The organism is Providencia sp. wls1922 (genome assembly GCF_009706505.1).
Taxonomy (GTDB): domain Bacteria; phylum Pseudomonadota; class Gammaproteobacteria; order Enterobacterales; family Enterobacteriaceae; genus Providencia; species Providencia lanzhouensis.
Genome location: NZ_WLUG01000080.1, coordinates 111,162 through 125,937, shown reverse-complemented (window position 1 = coordinate 125,937; position 14,776 = coordinate 111,162). Strand labels below are relative to the sequence as shown.

Annotated in this window: 14 protein-coding genes; 7 read left to right on the top strand and 7 right to left on the bottom strand. The window is 45.7% G+C overall.

Going from position 1 to position 14,776, the window contains the following annotated elements:
• Window positions 1-174: 174 nt before the first annotated feature.
• Window positions 175-1,764, bottom strand: a complete 1,590-nt coding sequence (gene prfC / locus GKR71_RS08390) for a peptide chain release factor 3 (RefSeq protein ID WP_108479204.1) — start codon at window positions 1,762-1,764, stop codon at window positions 175-177.
• A 256-nt stretch (window positions 1,765-2,020) separates the two neighbouring features.
• On the bottom strand, window positions 2,021-2,668 hold the full coding sequence (locus GKR71_RS08385; RefSeq protein ID WP_000854920.1) for a LexA family protein: 648 nt from the start codon (window positions 2,666-2,668) through the stop codon (window positions 2,021-2,023).
• A 117-nt stretch (window positions 2,669-2,785) separates the two neighbouring features.
• On the opposite strand from GKR71_RS08385, the gene GKR71_RS08380 reads away from it, so the two are divergent.
• From GKR71_RS08380 to eexR, 7 genes are read left to right on the top strand one after another with little or no spacing between them, the layout of a single operon-like run.
• Complete coding sequence (locus tag GKR71_RS08380; protein ID WP_000451746.1) at window positions 2,786-3,037, top strand: helix-turn-helix domain-containing protein; 252 nt, start codon at window positions 2,786-2,788, stop codon at window positions 3,035-3,037.
• A gap of 55 nt (window positions 3,038-3,092) precedes the next feature.
• On the top strand, window positions 3,093-3,962 hold the full coding sequence (locus GKR71_RS08375; protein ID WP_154634140.1) for a hypothetical protein: 870 nt from the start codon (window positions 3,093-3,095) through the stop codon (window positions 3,960-3,962).
• On the top strand, window positions 3,949-4,611 hold the full coding sequence (locus GKR71_RS08370; protein WP_230085044.1) for a DUF6475 domain-containing protein: 663 nt from the start codon (window positions 3,949-3,951) through the stop codon (window positions 4,609-4,611). Before GKR71_RS08375 ends, GKR71_RS08370 begins: the two co-directional genes overlap by 14 nt.
• Window positions 4,598-5,146, top strand: coding sequence for a lytic transglycosylase domain-containing protein (locus GKR71_RS08365; RefSeq protein ID WP_154634139.1), 549 nt, complete (start codon window positions 4,598-4,600; stop codon window positions 5,144-5,146). Before GKR71_RS08370 ends, GKR71_RS08365 begins: the two co-directional genes overlap by 14 nt.
• Window positions 5,143-5,442, top strand: a complete 300-nt coding sequence (locus GKR71_RS08360) for a flagellar transcriptional regulator FlhD (protein WP_000210563.1) — start codon at window positions 5,143-5,145, stop codon at window positions 5,440-5,442. The genes GKR71_RS08365 and GKR71_RS08360 overlap by 4 nt, the downstream gene beginning before the upstream one ends.
• On the top strand, window positions 5,439-5,972 hold the full coding sequence (locus tag GKR71_RS08355) for a FlhC family transcriptional regulator (protein WP_154634138.1): 534 nt from the start codon (window positions 5,439-5,441) through the stop codon (window positions 5,970-5,972). Before GKR71_RS08360 ends, GKR71_RS08355 begins: the two co-directional genes overlap by 4 nt.
• Window positions 5,973-6,026: 54 nt before the next feature.
• The gene (gene eexR, locus GKR71_RS08350; protein ID WP_154634137.1) at window positions 6,027-6,458 is read left to right on the top strand and encodes an entry exclusion protein EexR; all 432 of its coding nucleotides are present in this window, start codon (window positions 6,027-6,029) and stop codon (window positions 6,456-6,458) included.
• Between the two features lie 30 nt (window positions 6,459-6,488).
• On the opposite strand, the gene GKR71_RS08345 is transcribed toward eexR, so the two are convergent.
• From GKR71_RS08345 to GKR71_RS08325, 5 genes are all read right to left on the bottom strand, one after another.
• The gene (locus GKR71_RS08345; RefSeq protein ID WP_154634136.1) at window positions 6,489-10,058 is read right to left on the bottom strand and encodes a conjugal transfer protein TraG N-terminal domain-containing protein; all 3,570 of its coding nucleotides are present in this window, start codon (window positions 10,056-10,058) and stop codon (window positions 6,489-6,491) included.
• 3 nt (window positions 10,059-10,061) lie between these two features.
• Entirely contained in the window at window positions 10,062-11,450 is a 1,389-nt protein-coding gene (locus GKR71_RS08340) for a conjugal transfer protein TraH (protein ID WP_154634135.1), read from the bottom strand.
• A 2-nt stretch (window positions 11,451-11,452) separates the two neighbouring features.
• Window positions 11,453-12,397: a thioredoxin family protein gene (locus GKR71_RS08335; RefSeq protein WP_154634134.1), complete on the bottom strand. Its 945-nt coding sequence runs from the start codon at window positions 12,395-12,397 to the stop codon at window positions 11,453-11,455.
• Between the two features lie 203 nt (window positions 12,398-12,600).
• Window positions 12,601-13,665, bottom strand: coding sequence for a hypothetical protein (locus GKR71_RS08330; RefSeq protein ID WP_039977871.1), 1,065 nt, complete (start codon window positions 13,663-13,665; stop codon window positions 12,601-12,603).
• A 362-nt stretch (window positions 13,666-14,027) separates the two neighbouring features.
• A complete protein-coding gene (locus GKR71_RS08325; protein WP_154634133.1) occupies window positions 14,028-14,735 on the bottom strand; it encodes a hypothetical protein in 708 nt (235 codons plus the stop codon).
• Between the last annotated feature and the right edge of the window lie 41 nt (window positions 14,736-14,776).

The window sequence follows — 14,776 nt, the reverse complement described above, 5'->3', positions numbered from 1 at the left end:
CTTGAACCAAAATGATCCAAGCACCCACCGCCATCATAGCAGCATGCTCATCGCGAAAAAATATCGATTCGATTAGTTATGACATTGAAAATATTAATAATTAATAGAATAAATAACAAAAATGGCCAACTCAGTTGACCATTTAAATATAAACACATTAATTAGAGATAATGATTAGTGTTCGCGTGTTTTGCGGAATCTCACTTCAGGATAACGTTCACTGGTTAAGTTCAAATTAACCATTGTCGGTGCAATATACGATAAGTTATCACCACCATCTAAGGCTAAGTTTTGCTCATTTTTGCGCTTAAATTCTTCGAACTTCTTCACATCATCGCACTCAACCCAGCGAGCAGTAGAGACGTTAACCGCTTCATAAATCGCTTCAACGTTATATTCGCTCTTCAAGCGAGAAACCACCACGTCGAACTGGAGCACCCCTACCGCGCCCACAATCAAATCATTATTGATTAATGGACGGAAAACCTGCACAGCCCCCTCTTCGGATAACTGCACCAAACCTTTCAGTAGCTGCTTCTGCTTCAGCGGATCACGCAGACGAATACGACGGAATAATTCAGGTGCAAAGTTCGGGATCCCTGTAAATTTCAGCTCTTCACCTTGGGTAAAAGTATCCCCAATTTGGATAGTTCCGTGGTTATGCAGACCGATGATATCCCCTGCATAAGCATTCTCAACTTGAGAACGGTCACCCGCCATAAAGGTCAGTGCATCAGAAATCACCACGTCTTTCTTAATGCGAACTTGGCGCAGCTTCATCCCTTTTTCATAGGTACCCGAGACGATACGCATAAAGGCGACACGGTCACGGTGTTTTGGATCCATATTCGCCTGAATTTTGAATACAAACCCAGTGAATTTTTCTTCTGTGGCTTCAACTTCACGCACATCAGTTTTACGTGCCTGAGGTGCAGGAGCCCACTCAACGAGACCATCAAGCATATGATCCACACCGAAGTTACCTAAGGCAGTACCAAAGAATACAGGGGTCAACTCACCCGCTAAGAATGCATCGTGGTCAAATTCATGGGAAGCCCCTTGAACTAACTCCAGCTCTTCGCGAAGTTGAGAAGCTAATTCATCACCAACAGCCGCGTCTAATTCAGGGTTATTTAACCCTTTAACGATGCGAACTTCTTGAATTGTGTGACCTTGGCCTGTTTGATACAAAATGGTCTCGTCACGCAGTAAGTGGTAAACACCTTTGAATAATTTACCGCAGCCAATCGGCCATGTGATTGGGCAACAAGCAATTTTCAGCTCATTTTCCACTTCATCTAATAGCTCCATTGGATCGCGAATATCACGGTCCAATTTGTTCATAAAGGTCAAAATCGGTGTATCGCGCAGGCGGGTAACTTCCATCAGCTTACGAGTACGATCTTCAACCCCTTTACCGGAGTCGATAACCATTAAGCAACAGTCAACGGCGGTTAGTGTACGATAAGTATCTTCCGAGAAGTCTTCGTGTCCTGGGGTATCTAATAGGTTCACTAAACAATCATTATAGGGAAATTGCATCACAGAGGTGGTGATTGAGATACCACGCTGCTTTTCCATTTCCATCCAGTCTGATTTGGCATGCTGGTTAGAACCGCGACCTTTTACTGTTCCCGCGCGTTGAATTGCGTGTCCGAAAAGTAATACTTTTTCAGTGATCGTGGTTTTACCTGCATCGGGGTGAGAGATGATAGCAAAGGTCCTTCGCTTATTGATTTCATTGAGAAAATCTTGGTTTGCCATGTATAAATTCTTTTAGTTTGTACACGGATTTGTACACACTTTTGGAAGTACTCTCTTTTCAGTTCTTCGCTTGTCAAATCCGTCGTGTTAATCGTAATTGGCCGCTATTTTCGCTGATCTTGACTTTATAAACAATCAATGGTTATCTTATCGGTTACCATTTACTCTCAGCGTGCGCCAATGCTCAGTTGTAGCTGTTTGCAATCGTTGCTTCTTCAGCTCATGAACAACTGTGGCTAAACCACAAATTCCTTCGCTACCAGAAATCGATGATAGCTTGTCGTACTACACCGATGATGGTGCAGTTGCCGTTGATCGGTATTGCAGGGTATTGCGGGTTCAAAGGTTTTAGGTACTTCTGTTCACCATCAATAACTAACTGCTTAAAGGTTGCTTCTTTCGAATCATCCAAACGCGCAACAACCAATGAACCTGAAGAGTACGGTAACTCAGGATCAACAACGATCACTGCCCCCTCAGGTATGGATTTTTTTCCGCTTGGATTTTCCATACTGTCGCCTTTTACGCGAAGTGCGAAACAACCCTCATGTGCTTTCCCAGTGACTTCACGCCACTCCTCAGCATCTTCATGGGCAAATCCCTCCGCTATTTCAGTCCAATCACCGGCCTGAACCCAGTTAATGAGAGGAATTCTTCCCTTAATATCAGGCCCGACTTCTACATTACCGACCCCCAAGCCAATCTCGCCATCACCTGTGGCGAGCCAATGAGCATTCACGCGAAGTGCCTCCGCGATCTGCATGGTGTAACGAGACCTAGCCGATTTACCAGAGCAAATCTGGCTGATCGACTGCTGTTTGATACCAATGCGGCGAGCCAACTCAGACTGAGTCACCCCAGTAAGCTGCAAGGCATGGTTTAGTCGTTCGGATAAAGTTTTCATAAGCTCGCATTCTACAAATAAAACTGTAGCCTTTCAACAATTTTAACTGTTGACTAATCTACAGTTTAAACTGTAACATTCAATCTTGTAACAGTTATTATTGTAACAGGAGACGGTATGGAAGTGTTCAACACAACACAAAAACATCTCCGCCGTGCCATTGACTTGGTCGGCGGGCAATCAGCATTAGCACGAGCCATCAACTCAAAACAGCAAAACGTCTGGTTTTGGTTGAATAAATCAGGGCGTGTTCCCGCTGAATTCGTTTTACCCATCGAACAAGCTACGCAAGGACAGGTAACCCGATCTCAGTTAAGACCGGACATCTACCCCGAATGCCCAAGCGAGCTGAAAGCCAGTAACCAGTAGGATTAAGGGCAAGTAATGGTCAGCATTTTACGTAAACACAGAAGCGAGTACCTCAATGCGTGATTATGGCAAGGTCTATACCCGCTTTTGGCTAAAGCAAAACGTTTTGTCCTGGAGTGACTCTGCGAAGTTGCTAGGACTGTATTTGCTTACATGCCCACATTGTAATTTGCTTGGCTGCTTTCGACTGCCGATTGGTTACGTTGCTTCTGACTTGAGCTGGGATGAGCAACAGGTTGCCAAGGCGTTAAGTGAGTTAGAACAAGATCAGTTCCTGATTCGTTGCGAGGAATCCGGTTGGACTTTGATTCGAAGCTTTCTGAAGCACAACCCAATCGAAAACCCAAACCAAGGTAAGGCAGCCATTCGGTTGCTTAAAGATGTACCTGCCGACTTCGTTGGTATGGCATCGCTTTTGAAATCTCTTGCCGCTTTTCAAGCTCGGCTACCAGAAGAATTTTCATCATTGTTTATGCCTGATGGCAACCCGGTAAGGGACTCTCAACGGTCGGATGACTCTGAGAGAAGCAATAAACCAACAGTTAAAACTGTTGACCACATACAGTTTGAAGACTTCTGGGATGTACAAATACGCAAAGAAAAAAAAGCGAAAGCCAAAGAAGAATGGCTACGCATGGGCCTCAATGAAGACCATGAACTCGCCTTGGAAGTGCTAACACGCTGGAAAGAGCAACGAGACAACCGATTGCAGTATCAAGATCGGACTAAGACCCCTATGCCACATAACTGGCTTTTAAACCGGCAATGGGAAGACGAGTACGTTCGCATTGATGAAGTACAGCAATCATCGACGAGCCTAAAGGGCAGCAATCACCAATTGAATATTGAAGAAAGCAATCGTCGCATCGCTGAAAGCTGGGCCGGACCAGGTATTCGGGAGGTTCGTTCAAGTGCAGGAGGTTGATAAACGCGAGTTTGCTGAAGTTTGGGGAGCAGCTTGGGCCATGTATGGCAAAAGCGTATCACCGCAATTGCTATCCATCGCATTTGAAGCCCTGCGTGCTTATAGCATTGAAGAAGTGCGAATCGGTCTGACTCGGCATATTCAATCACCGGATACTGGGCAATTTTTTCCAAAGCCCGCTGACGTCATCAAGCATATCGATGGCAACTCGGGTTCAAGAGCCATGGTTGCTTGGAACAAAGTTGACAAGGCTGTTCGTCAGGTTGGCGTTTGGACATCCGTGATGTTTGACGATGCACTTATCCACCGTGTGATTTCAGACATGGGGGGATGGGTTGAACTCTGCAAAGTTGATGACAGGGAATACCCCTTTAAGCAAAAAGAGTTTTTAACACGCTACCAGGCTTACTTGCTGCGGGACGAAGTGGGTGAATACCCAAGGCTATTACAGGGTATTGCAGACCATCAGAACCAGCAAAAAGGATTTGATATGCAAGCGCCTGTTGCCGTGGGTGACTGGTCAAAAGCGGCACAAGTTTACACGAGAGGCATCGCCAATTTTAGCGCAGTGCCTTTGAAAAGAATAAGCCCGAAAGCCATTCAGGCGCTTCTCGGAAATCAATTAGAGGACAAAAATGAAAACGATTAAAGCAAAAACCGTTGCCCTAGTGATAGCCATGTCCGCAAGCACTTCAGTCTATGCGTTTCCGGGCTATCAGTGGGAAAAAGCAGCACAAAGTGTTGGTATTGATCCAGTCATGCTCTACGCCGTTGCCTTGGCTGAGTCAGCCTCACATCGAGGTCTTAACATGACCAGTCCATGGCCATACGCAATTCGCAATGGTTCAAACGCAACCTACGCCAAATCTAAGACAGAAGCGGAGCAACTGTTAAACCAGGCACTTCAAGAGAGTGAAAAATACCAGCTCGATATTGGCCTTATGCAAATCAATTTGCATTGGCATGGGCATCGAGTGAGCTCAGCAGCTGAACTGCTAGACCCCATCACCAACCTTACTGTCGGCTCCAGTATTTTGGCCGAAGCAATCAAGTCTTCACCAAATGATTTAGAGCTTGGCATAGGCCGCTATAACAGTTGGAACGAAGAGCGTGCACGCTGGTATGGGCAAAGAGTGCTTTCTATCTATCGCAATATTTTACATGAACTGGAGGTCCGTCAATGACAACCAATCAACAAGACTTCTATCAATTAAATTTGGCGTACCTACACGCAGCACGTGAATTAGCGCGAATTGATCCGCAAGAGGCGGTCTTGCGCTTTGGACTTACACGCGACGTGGTGGATGCACTGATTAATGCCGGTGTTGACGACCTGCAACGAGTGGCGACCTCATCATTCATGCTGTTTCAACCAAGGGGTAACCAAAGCCAACTGATTGAGATGGTGAAGAGCAAAGGCACAGGTATCCCAAGAATCGCTTATTTATTATCAACCCTAAACAACAAGGGGGATGCATGATTGATAACCTGTCCAAAAGTGAGCTGTTTACCCGAGCCTCGCTGCTTATTAAGTACGGATTTCGAACGACCATTATCGCGCTCGATACAGGTTTGCCAATCCACATTATCAGAAGGCTGCACAAAGAAGTGACTGGCAAGTCACCTTGTCCTGGTCAATTGCCAGAAGCTGATGCCATCGTTAAAAGCAGAAGAGCCCTAGTTGAAGGCTCCCTGCTGATGGCGCTTTATGTCAATATTGGTGGTGATAATGTCTACAAGCAATTAAATATCGATGCTTTGATGAAGGCTTACGATGCGTACTTGGTTGCAAGAGAAGAGGCAGACCTTCCAGCTGAGATCCCCTGGAAAAAACTGACCATCAATGAAGGTTGGGTTCTAGCTCGTGATTTAAGATCACAGCTTGCATCCTTACACCGGTGTCGATGCGGTAGTCTGTATTTGACGGTATCTCAACAGCGCATTCAGCTTAAATGTCCTGTGTGCGAGATTATGGCCGAGCAAACCACTAGAGCACTTTTTGAGAACTAACATGCTGATACATGATTTGATTGTGCACCGCCCGTGCACTTTGAGAGTACTAAGATGACAAACTTACTTAAATCTTTGCCAGCACGCTGCTGGGTTATATCACTGGGGCTTTTTCTGGCGACTTTGGCTGCGGCTCATTTTTTTCCATCAGAAATATTAACGGCATCTGCCAAGTTAGCGGCTCTGCCATTTCTGTTCTGCACCGTCGTTTTTTTCAGCTACCTGGGATTCAAAGCGACCTGCAACCCCATCGGCCTTATAGCCATCATCACTATGTTTTTAGCAATCGCATATTGGCAAGTGAGTTGGACAATTTTCTGTGTCGGCTTAGCTTTCTTAGGCTTAAGCGGTCTAATCCGTTTGTTTCAAAGGCAACTGAAAGATACCGGTCGAGAACTAAGCCTGAGCGAAAAAAAATATTGGTACTGGGTAAACGAATTTGCAGATGGTCGCTCATCTATTCTCCCCAAAAAACCAAAAAAGTAGCCAGCCTATCACGCTGGCTACCTTCTATTTCTAGTTCCTTCCTGATGCCTGGTTATAGGCCCTAATATCAATCAAGTTGTTCTGAGCATAATCTCCCGCAAGGGATGCATTTGAGATCACTGCAATCTGCTTATCCACAAATGCTTTATCTTCTTCGGACACACTGTCGGGGATGTAAGCACCGCTCTCATCTTTTTGACGATACTCATTTAGCATTTGCTCCCTTAGACCAAGCATTTCAGGCGACCAACTCGATGAATCTTCAGAGTTGAAAACGCGCCCCGCCAAACCTTCATTGAAAGCTTGAGCGAACACTTGACTTTGAATCGGGGTCAATCCCATTCTCTGCCCTTCGCTGTATGCTTCCTGTTTAAAGTCATCGGCATACTGTTCTAAGAACTCACCATATCGATTGTTAACTGCCGCACCGAATGCCCCAGCCAACATGGCTTCAGACTTAGTACCCCAGTTTACTTCGGAGGCATACTGCGAACTCGATCCACTGTATGCATCATTAAACGCCGTCAATGGGTTTTCCAAAGAGGTTCCGGCGTCAACGGCTGCTTTTAAGCCATCCCAGGTTGATTTACTGGCCACCGTTGCATTGTGCAAGAAACCTCGTGAGCTAGGGTCTTCAAGTGCTTGCTCCTTGTAACTCTCATAGTCTTCGCCAAAATGATTCAAGGTATGCAGTGCTGCATCAGTATGCTTGCCACTGAAGTCACCAATAGCACTGGCGCTGTTGAAGAACATTTCAGCACCAGAAACTCCGCTATCATCAGCCATAATGCGAGATCGCCACTGAGAGCCAGCTTCACTGTTTAGTCCAGATTGATAGGTACTTGTGTCAGAAACTACGGCCTGCTTGGCTTGTTGCTGATGCGCATTCAGCTGTCCATCTACACTAGACAGATTGGCTTGATAAGCCGATTGAGCTGCGTTGAACTGAGTTTGAACTGTTGCAGCATCCTCATAGCCTCCCAGAACACCCGATTCAACTTGGCTTTGAGTGCCACCAAAAGTAGGTGTATCTGATGACAAGCCTTCATTAGAGCGCGGTTGAATTGATCGTAAATCGGCTCCGGTAGCCATGGCCATAACAGTCATTGCTGCTTGATAATCATTGTCTCGTTCAGCGGGCGTTGAGGAGTTGCTATAGGTTAAAGACTCCATAGCTGCGGCCACATAAGCCTGATTATCATCAGGTAGCAAGCGCTGATACATTGGAAGGTTTTCACGTAATCGGTTACCTGCTTCAACATGCTGGTTCATATAGCGACCTAAATAATCCATGACTTCAGGATTATCCGCCGCTAATCGGGTTAACGTCGCACCATCAGTATTTCTTTGTCCTGATAGACTGTAGCTGGCCTGATCAAGCTCACTAAAGCGGTTTGATACCGTGATAACGTCTTGTGCTGAACTCTGAAGTGACTGATAGTCTTGGTTAGACAACGACATTTCAACGCCAGAACGTCTTGAATCTGAAAGGTCCTTAACCATTGCATCGCGATACTCAGCACGTCGTGAATCACTTGATGCCAAGCTTTGCATCTCCCCAGTGAGCGTATTTGCGGTCGTAGACCGAGAACTGCCTTCTGACGACTCAACTTGGCCACTAAAGTTTCCACCTAAATCCAAGCCTGCTCGTAACCGTGATATTTTGGGCACTCTTGAGGATTCAGGCTTATCGACTCCAGGCAAGTTACCTTGTGGGGAGTCATTCCCCCCTGTACCAAGTAATCTTCCCAAGAACCCTTTATCTGCTACTTCTTTATCACCGGTATTTGTAATAGTTCCATCTCCACCGACCCTTAGGCCTCCCGATAACACGCCAGATACCAAGCCACGTACAGCGTCTTTTTTATCGTCTCCGAAACCATACCGTGTTTGCAGGTCATCAGTGACCTGATTAACAACGGCGCTAGATGCGGAATTAGAAGAACCAATCTGACGTCCAACCGAAGAAAGGTTGTCGTAACTTAGCTTTTCACCAAAAGTTCGGCTCATGGTATTGCCAACTTGACGGCTAAAGGCTTGAGTTGCTTGAGTCATGGATTCTTTTGCAGAGCCGACCATTGAACCCACCGCGTTTCCTACAGAGAAACTGCTAAGTAGGTTTGACGCGCCGGTCATAGCAGAACCAGTGAGGGCTGAATTTTGGAACATTGACTGTGATTGCATTACCGGGGCATTTTTCGCGACATCTGGACTTGCCATCTTTTCATCAATTGCATCACCGTTTTGAAGACGTCCAGCCAAGTGGGTAGCGGTTATTGCTGAGCCATACACGAGCATGAGCGAAATCGCCGGAACACTCGACGCCAACATGCCGCCAGTAGCTATCCAGGTTTGCAGCACTGAATCCATCTGCATCATCCCAGCAAAAGATGGCACTTCCGTACCTGCAAAGGCATCAAGAGCCGACATTTTCCCAGCAACAGTTAAATGGATATATAGGTTAATGATGGCCATGACAGGCATCCAAAGTTGAATCCAAAGCAGGATTAACAAGTACTTCCCGGCCATTCGCATCCCGATTTGGCCAAGGGCAATCACAAAGGCCATCAATGGGGTGATGGCGTAAATGAAACCCTCAAAAAACGTCATCATCGGACGAACGATACTTTGGAACAGGGTCTGCTCCGCCGCCCATTGCGTATTGCGCTGCTCAATCGCTTGGTTAACCATGACGGCTGCGGTGAAAGCTTGATCATCCATATACTTGCCCGTCACGCTTTGCTCATAAATAGGCAAAAGCACCGACGCGGTCATGTACTCTTGAGTGTTAACTGAAGCCAAACCAAGGTTATTCAGTGCATTTCGGATCACGTCATCAGTGTCCGTTGCTGACGAAGTCCCCAATGAGGCTGACAGAACCTGTTTAAGCCTTGGAATGAAGGTTGATTCTGTCATGAGTTTCAGTTGGCTGTAGGCATCGGTGCAGTCCAGATCGCTACTGCTACCACTAAGCATGATGCGTGTGCCATAAATACGCGAATCAAACCTAATCGCAGTCATCGGATTAGGATCACTCAGCACCTGATCGAGGTTCTTTTGGCCAATGTCGATACCAATCAAGGTGCACTCTTTAATGTAGTTAAACCACGATTGCTCGATGTCCGAACCAGCGACACGATTTGCATCACCCAAACCAGAGCGATCCATCACCTGTTTTCTCACTTTAATCAGTGACTGTAAACTGGATGCAAAGCCGTATTCCGTCATGGCGGGAGTTGAGAACGCCGTTTCAAACAATCGCGTGATTTGAAAGCCAACAGTCGAAATCGTACTACCTGCGGCAGCAACACCGATGGGCACATTATCAACCACTCGAACTTGCCCCGTGTACGCATCCTCAATGCTCACTCGGGTACTGGGTCCAAACATGGTTGCAAAGACTAGCCATGAGACTAAAACGTGTTGAAAGTTAATCCCACGACCACCTTGCATTAAGGCCTGAACAGAGACCATCAATACCCCAATGAGCAAGCCAATCCGAACCATTGAAGTAAAATCGCCTGTACCAGTGATCATCGCGACAGCGTTCAGGACCTGCTCTAAAAAAGCCGAATCCCCGATGGAATAGATTTCCCACATGACCTATTCCCCCAGTGCCGTAGATTTAACGGTGTAATAACGCTGCTTGCGAATGGTCTGAATCACCTGATTAAAATGCGCCAGCAACTCTTGCTCTGAGCCGTATCTTCGCTGTAACGCGGCGTATTCCTCATTGATTTGGCGACGTGCACGTTCAAGGTCTTCAGTTAACAACTTCGCATAGGCATGATCTTCTACACCAGAGGTGCTTCTAGCTGCATTGAGCATGTCTTCAACCAATGCTCGGGCCATCTCAACAGCAATAAATGGAGCCGCTCGTGAAGCAAACGACCTAGCAGCCCCTTCATTTAATGCAGAAAGTGTTCGAATCATACCGCCAATGCTCGCGGGAGCCGAGGTCATAAAAGCCTTTTCGGTGGTGCTAGCAGCCCCTGTATTTCGAGCAAATTTAAAAATAATGCCGTTACTAGAACCTGTACCAAGAAGTAAATTTTCTACCTGAGTTGATAACCCGGTAAGGGTCACGTTAGTGATTGTCGGGTTCAAACAACCGTCTTGCGTCACTGTGTCACATCGGTACATAGCGACGTTACCGCCATGAATTAGATGCTCAATAGTCACTTTATTGCCATTCAGTCTGGTCAGTTTTGGGGCTTTACCTTGGCCATCAGCGGCATTCGCTAAATCACCAACGATGATCGAACCAGTCACCGACATAACCGCTTCAAGAAAACGGTCATCCCCCGATGCAAACCAGCTTGATGCCGAGTGACGTTTCAGTGCTCGCCAGACCAAGTTACCTTTAATCGTTTTGTTCACATCAGATGCCGCGACACTTGAAGCATTCTCGTAAGGGTTCTTACCATTGGACTCACTCCAACTGGTAAAAATGTCTCCAGCCCCTTTAAGTGAGCTCAACATGCTGGCCTCTGTTTGCCCCTTCTTACCAAAGGCGGCCAGGGTATCGTTCACGACTCCCTGAGCCATTTGACAGGAATTGCCAAAATACTCGTTCAACTGCTGGATTTTCTTTTGCAGTGTCTCCATGTGCTGGGAGCATTTCTCACACATAGCACTGAGCGCCAATTGGAATGCATACCCCTTGGCGTTTGCAGCAACAGAGCGAAGTAATTGAACAAACTGATCCGCGTTAACAAATGACAAACTTCCCGCGAACATATCAATGCCGCCACAACCGGCTTGGAATGACGGTGGCACCATAGAGACGAGGTTCTCGTTCATGATCCTGTTACGAACAACAACGCTTCCTCCAGATATAACGCCACGCCGCTGACTCTCGAATACACCAGGCGCAGTGGTGTTGGTCATTGAACCAAACAACTGGTTCATCTCCTGTTGCAAGCTTGCTTGGCTCATAGATGAAAAACCAATCGCACAGGCGATTAGCGATACTCGGATTACTTTTTTCATTGTTATAACCCTCCTTGTGCACGCAGATAGCGAACAAGGAACTCAGGGTCCTGTAATATCTTTTCGTTAAGCTCTTGGGCTGACATCGCGAGTGACACGCCGGGTTGAACAGGTCTGGTGGCATAGTAAGTTTGATCGTCAATCCAACCGGCTTGATGGGCTGCGAGAATGATTCGATTATTGAGCTCATCAAGGCTCATTGCGCCTTGTCCAATCGGAGTAATAACGTTAGGCGGGTCAACTAAGAACACGGCAGGGACAGTCGTAACGGACAAGGATTGTGCTTGTCCTGAATCGACTTTGTAATTGGGAAACTCTCCACCGGGTAAAGGCAAGCCATCGACAGCAATAGCAAACACCTCGAACCCATAGTTCAAGGCCATAGATTCGATGATAGGCGCTTGAGCATGGCAATAAGGGCAATCCGAACGATAGAAAAAGAACAAACCAGCCCGCTTCGCTACTTCACCTAAAGCTACATCACGTTGAGCGCCAGCTTCTCGATCCATCCGATTGGCAGCATAGGTCGCCAAGGGTCTGCGACTAATTTCATCCAAAACAGGATCGCCCATGACCACCTGCTGACTAACATCAGCAAACTGTGAGCCCTTATCCATCATGACGCGCTGGAGATACAGATAGGCTCTGACGTTCTCATTCGTCGGCTCATCAATTGCCTTGTCCATGAACGATTGCATATGCTCTCGGAACCATGCGGCACTGAAGGGCTTTAGTTCGCTCTGACTCGACTCTGCCGCACCAGATTCCGGCTTAATAAGCTCTTCAGCCTCCGCTGGCTCAGGAATGACCTGATACCAAAACCAGCCTTCCTGACCACGCTGATAGAATGGCTCGTCACTGGCATAGGCGGGTAAGATGAATAGAAAGAAAATAATGATTGGGATGGTCACCCATAGGATAAACCAAGGTAACAAAGGCGTTCTCATTGTCAGCTCCAGAAAATTTCATAGAGCTAACATGCTAATGATCCCGGTAAGAGCGATTGGCCAGATAGATGAAGGAATTGTGTGTGTTTCTGACTAGCTGTTGTGACTAGTAACAACAGCTAACGTTAATGAACAAAAGATATGATTTTACGCTTTGAGCGAAAGGCTAAGCCTCAGCATAGCCATCACTTTTATCTCAAAGATTAAGAGATAAGCTTTTGAGCAACAGTTTTTAGTTTAAGTTTTAAGTCGTCAGAAATAATTGGAAGCGCTACACCGTCATCGCCAACAGCTACTGCTGGCCCATAATCATCATAATCTTCACCAGTGTCAGCATTGATTGCCCTGTAACAATCTTTGGTTACGTCGATATCATCCTGTAGACCAACGTAATACCAAAACCACTTTTCAGTTTCACTAATCGTAGCTTCGATTATTTCAATCAACCCTTCGCGTGACGGAGCAACAATCATTTCAGCTTTTAGCCAATCAAGATAAAAACTAATTGGGATTACTGGCTCATCTTCGTCATGACAATGCAAAGCATATCCAATAGCCTCAATCACAACATAAGGATCATCATAAAAATAGCCACTCCAGCAGTGGCTATGGCCGTCACCACATTGATCATAGATTGGTTTCAACGATGAAGGAATTGGAAATACCGCATCATTACTGTTTTCAAATTTCTTTAATACCAGCGTTAAAAGCTCTCGATAAGGGACGATTTTCTGGTATTGCTCAGCAACGTCAGACTGAATTACATTAAGCGAATGACCAGCTAGTTTTTTGTTATACCAGAACTCGCCACTTCTGTTATCCGGATTGTCTTCATATTCAGCCAATAATGTCGCAGCTACAACAAGACCAACCAATATCGCTTCTGAGTCATTTGCATCTATGAATGAGGTTAAAACACCTAGCATTCGTGTTTCACCTAATGCTTTTTCAAAAGAAGCCTCAGCATAAAATGCATAAACATCATCTAAAGAGATAATGTTAAATTGCTCCCAAGCTTGCTGGATTCGCTGGCATACTTGAAGCGTAACACCTGCATCAAAATCCAAAGCTTGCAAGCGCTCAAAGCACTGTCTATTTGCGATCTCAAGGTTTTCAACTCTATATTCAGAGGCAACTTGAAATGCCGCGTAGCTTTTAAAGCCGCAAAATGCTGCGAACGCTTCGTATAAATGGCTTTTCTTTATTGATGGAATTGCTGTTTTTAACTCAGAATGAGCCGTAAAAATGATGGGTTTTAAACTTTTCATATACATATCCATATGCTTGAGACAGTTATTAACCGTTATCAATCATTGCTACACACGATTACAACATGATCTCTCAAGCCATGTATGTATAATTAAAATTTAAGTAAATATTGGGTTCTCTATACGCCTTTTCAGGTCAATTTGCTGTTTTTCACTCGTGTGCAAGTGTGGCTAGCGCCACAAAAAAATATATAGGATTTTTGAAATTCAGGCAACCATCACAAAGAAAAACTGAAAACGTATGGATCGTGCAGTTCAAAAAAGGAAAAGATGAATCGACCAGATCAGTGCTCAAGTTAGACCTCTAACGTCTACTTCTGGCACATAAAGCAATATTCAGAAACTTCGAATACTACGTTAGCTCACTTTACTGCAATAACTGTAACCAAAATTTTAATTGAGCAACTTGGAACCATGACAAAGTACATTTTGCTCCCCACATGCTGCCAGAACTCGGCCTCTTGGGCATATTTTTTTGCTTTTTGGATAGCGACGTTTTCTGGCAACTGAGTTTTAGTTAGCCCCGAACATAGCAGCTTTGAGCACAAAGCCTTCCAAGGATGCTTAGGTACGCCGTCTGAAAGCCGTTCCACAAACCGCTCCAGTGCATGATGAGTCACCACGACAGGTCCAATGTTCGGAACATTTATTACCTCATCGATGTCTCTCACCGTAACATTATCCACACTGTATTCCTCGAAGAGATATGAGAGCCAATCGTCACTCTTTTCTACCGAGATCTGTGCTTCCTGGTAACGGGTGAGCAAAAGCCTAGTCAGGCTGTAAAGTGAATGCTGAGTTGAGCGTTGTTTATGTAACTTTTTGATAGCTCCTTTACTGACCCGGATTTGAAGCCCATTACCGCTTCGGTTACTCCCCATCACCTCTTTCACTGACAGTAGGTGATGAATAGCATAAAGCTCAGCTGCAATTGGCTTTTGCTGCTCAGGTAGCTTGTCGTATTGCTCACCTAAATCGACCTTTAGCTCACCACCTCTTCGAAGGCCGGTCTTCCAGTAAACCGTAAACTCACCATCAATCTGCTTTGTTAACAGGGTTAATACCATCATGTTTGTTCTCCTATTGGTTATATATTTTTCATTCTCCATGT

Coding starts and splice junctions, on each gene's coding strand:
- prfC (WP_108479204.1), bottom strand. CDS start 1,764: ATGGCAAACCAAGATTTTCTCAATGAAATCAATAAGCGAAGGACCTTT.
- GKR71_RS08385 (WP_000854920.1), bottom strand. CDS start 2,668: ATGAAAACTTTATCCGAACGACTAAACCATGCCTTGCAGCTTACTGGG.
- GKR71_RS08380 (WP_000451746.1), top strand. CDS start 2,786: ATGGAAGTGTTCAACACAACACAAAAACATCTCCGCCGTGCCATTGAC.
- GKR71_RS08375 (WP_154634140.1), top strand. CDS start 3,093: ATGCGTGATTATGGCAAGGTCTATACCCGCTTTTGGCTAAAGCAAAAC.
- GKR71_RS08365 (WP_154634139.1), top strand. CDS start 4,598: ATGAAAACGATTAAAGCAAAAACCGTTGCCCTAGTGATAGCCATGTCC.
- GKR71_RS08360 (WP_000210563.1), top strand. CDS start 5,143: ATGACAACCAATCAACAAGACTTCTATCAATTAAATTTGGCGTACCTA.
- GKR71_RS08355 (WP_154634138.1), top strand. CDS start 5,439: ATGATTGATAACCTGTCCAAAAGTGAGCTGTTTACCCGAGCCTCGCTG.
- eexR (WP_154634137.1), top strand. CDS start 6,027: ATGACAAACTTACTTAAATCTTTGCCAGCACGCTGCTGGGTTATATCA.
- GKR71_RS08345 (WP_154634136.1), bottom strand. CDS start 10,058: ATGTGGGAAATCTATTCCATCGGGGATTCGGCTTTTTTAGAGCAGGTC.
- GKR71_RS08340 (WP_154634135.1), bottom strand. CDS start 11,450: ATGAAAAAAGTAATCCGAGTATCGCTAATCGCCTGTGCGATTGGTTTT.
- GKR71_RS08335 (WP_154634134.1), bottom strand. CDS start 12,397: ATGAGAACGCCTTTGTTACCTTGGTTTATCCTATGGGTGACCATCCCA.
- GKR71_RS08330 (WP_039977871.1), bottom strand. CDS start 13,665: ATGAAAAGTTTAAAACCCATCATTTTTACGGCTCATTCTGAGTTAAAA.
- GKR71_RS08325 (WP_154634133.1), bottom strand. CDS start 14,735: ATGATGGTATTAACCCTGTTAACAAAGCAGATTGATGGTGAGTTTACG.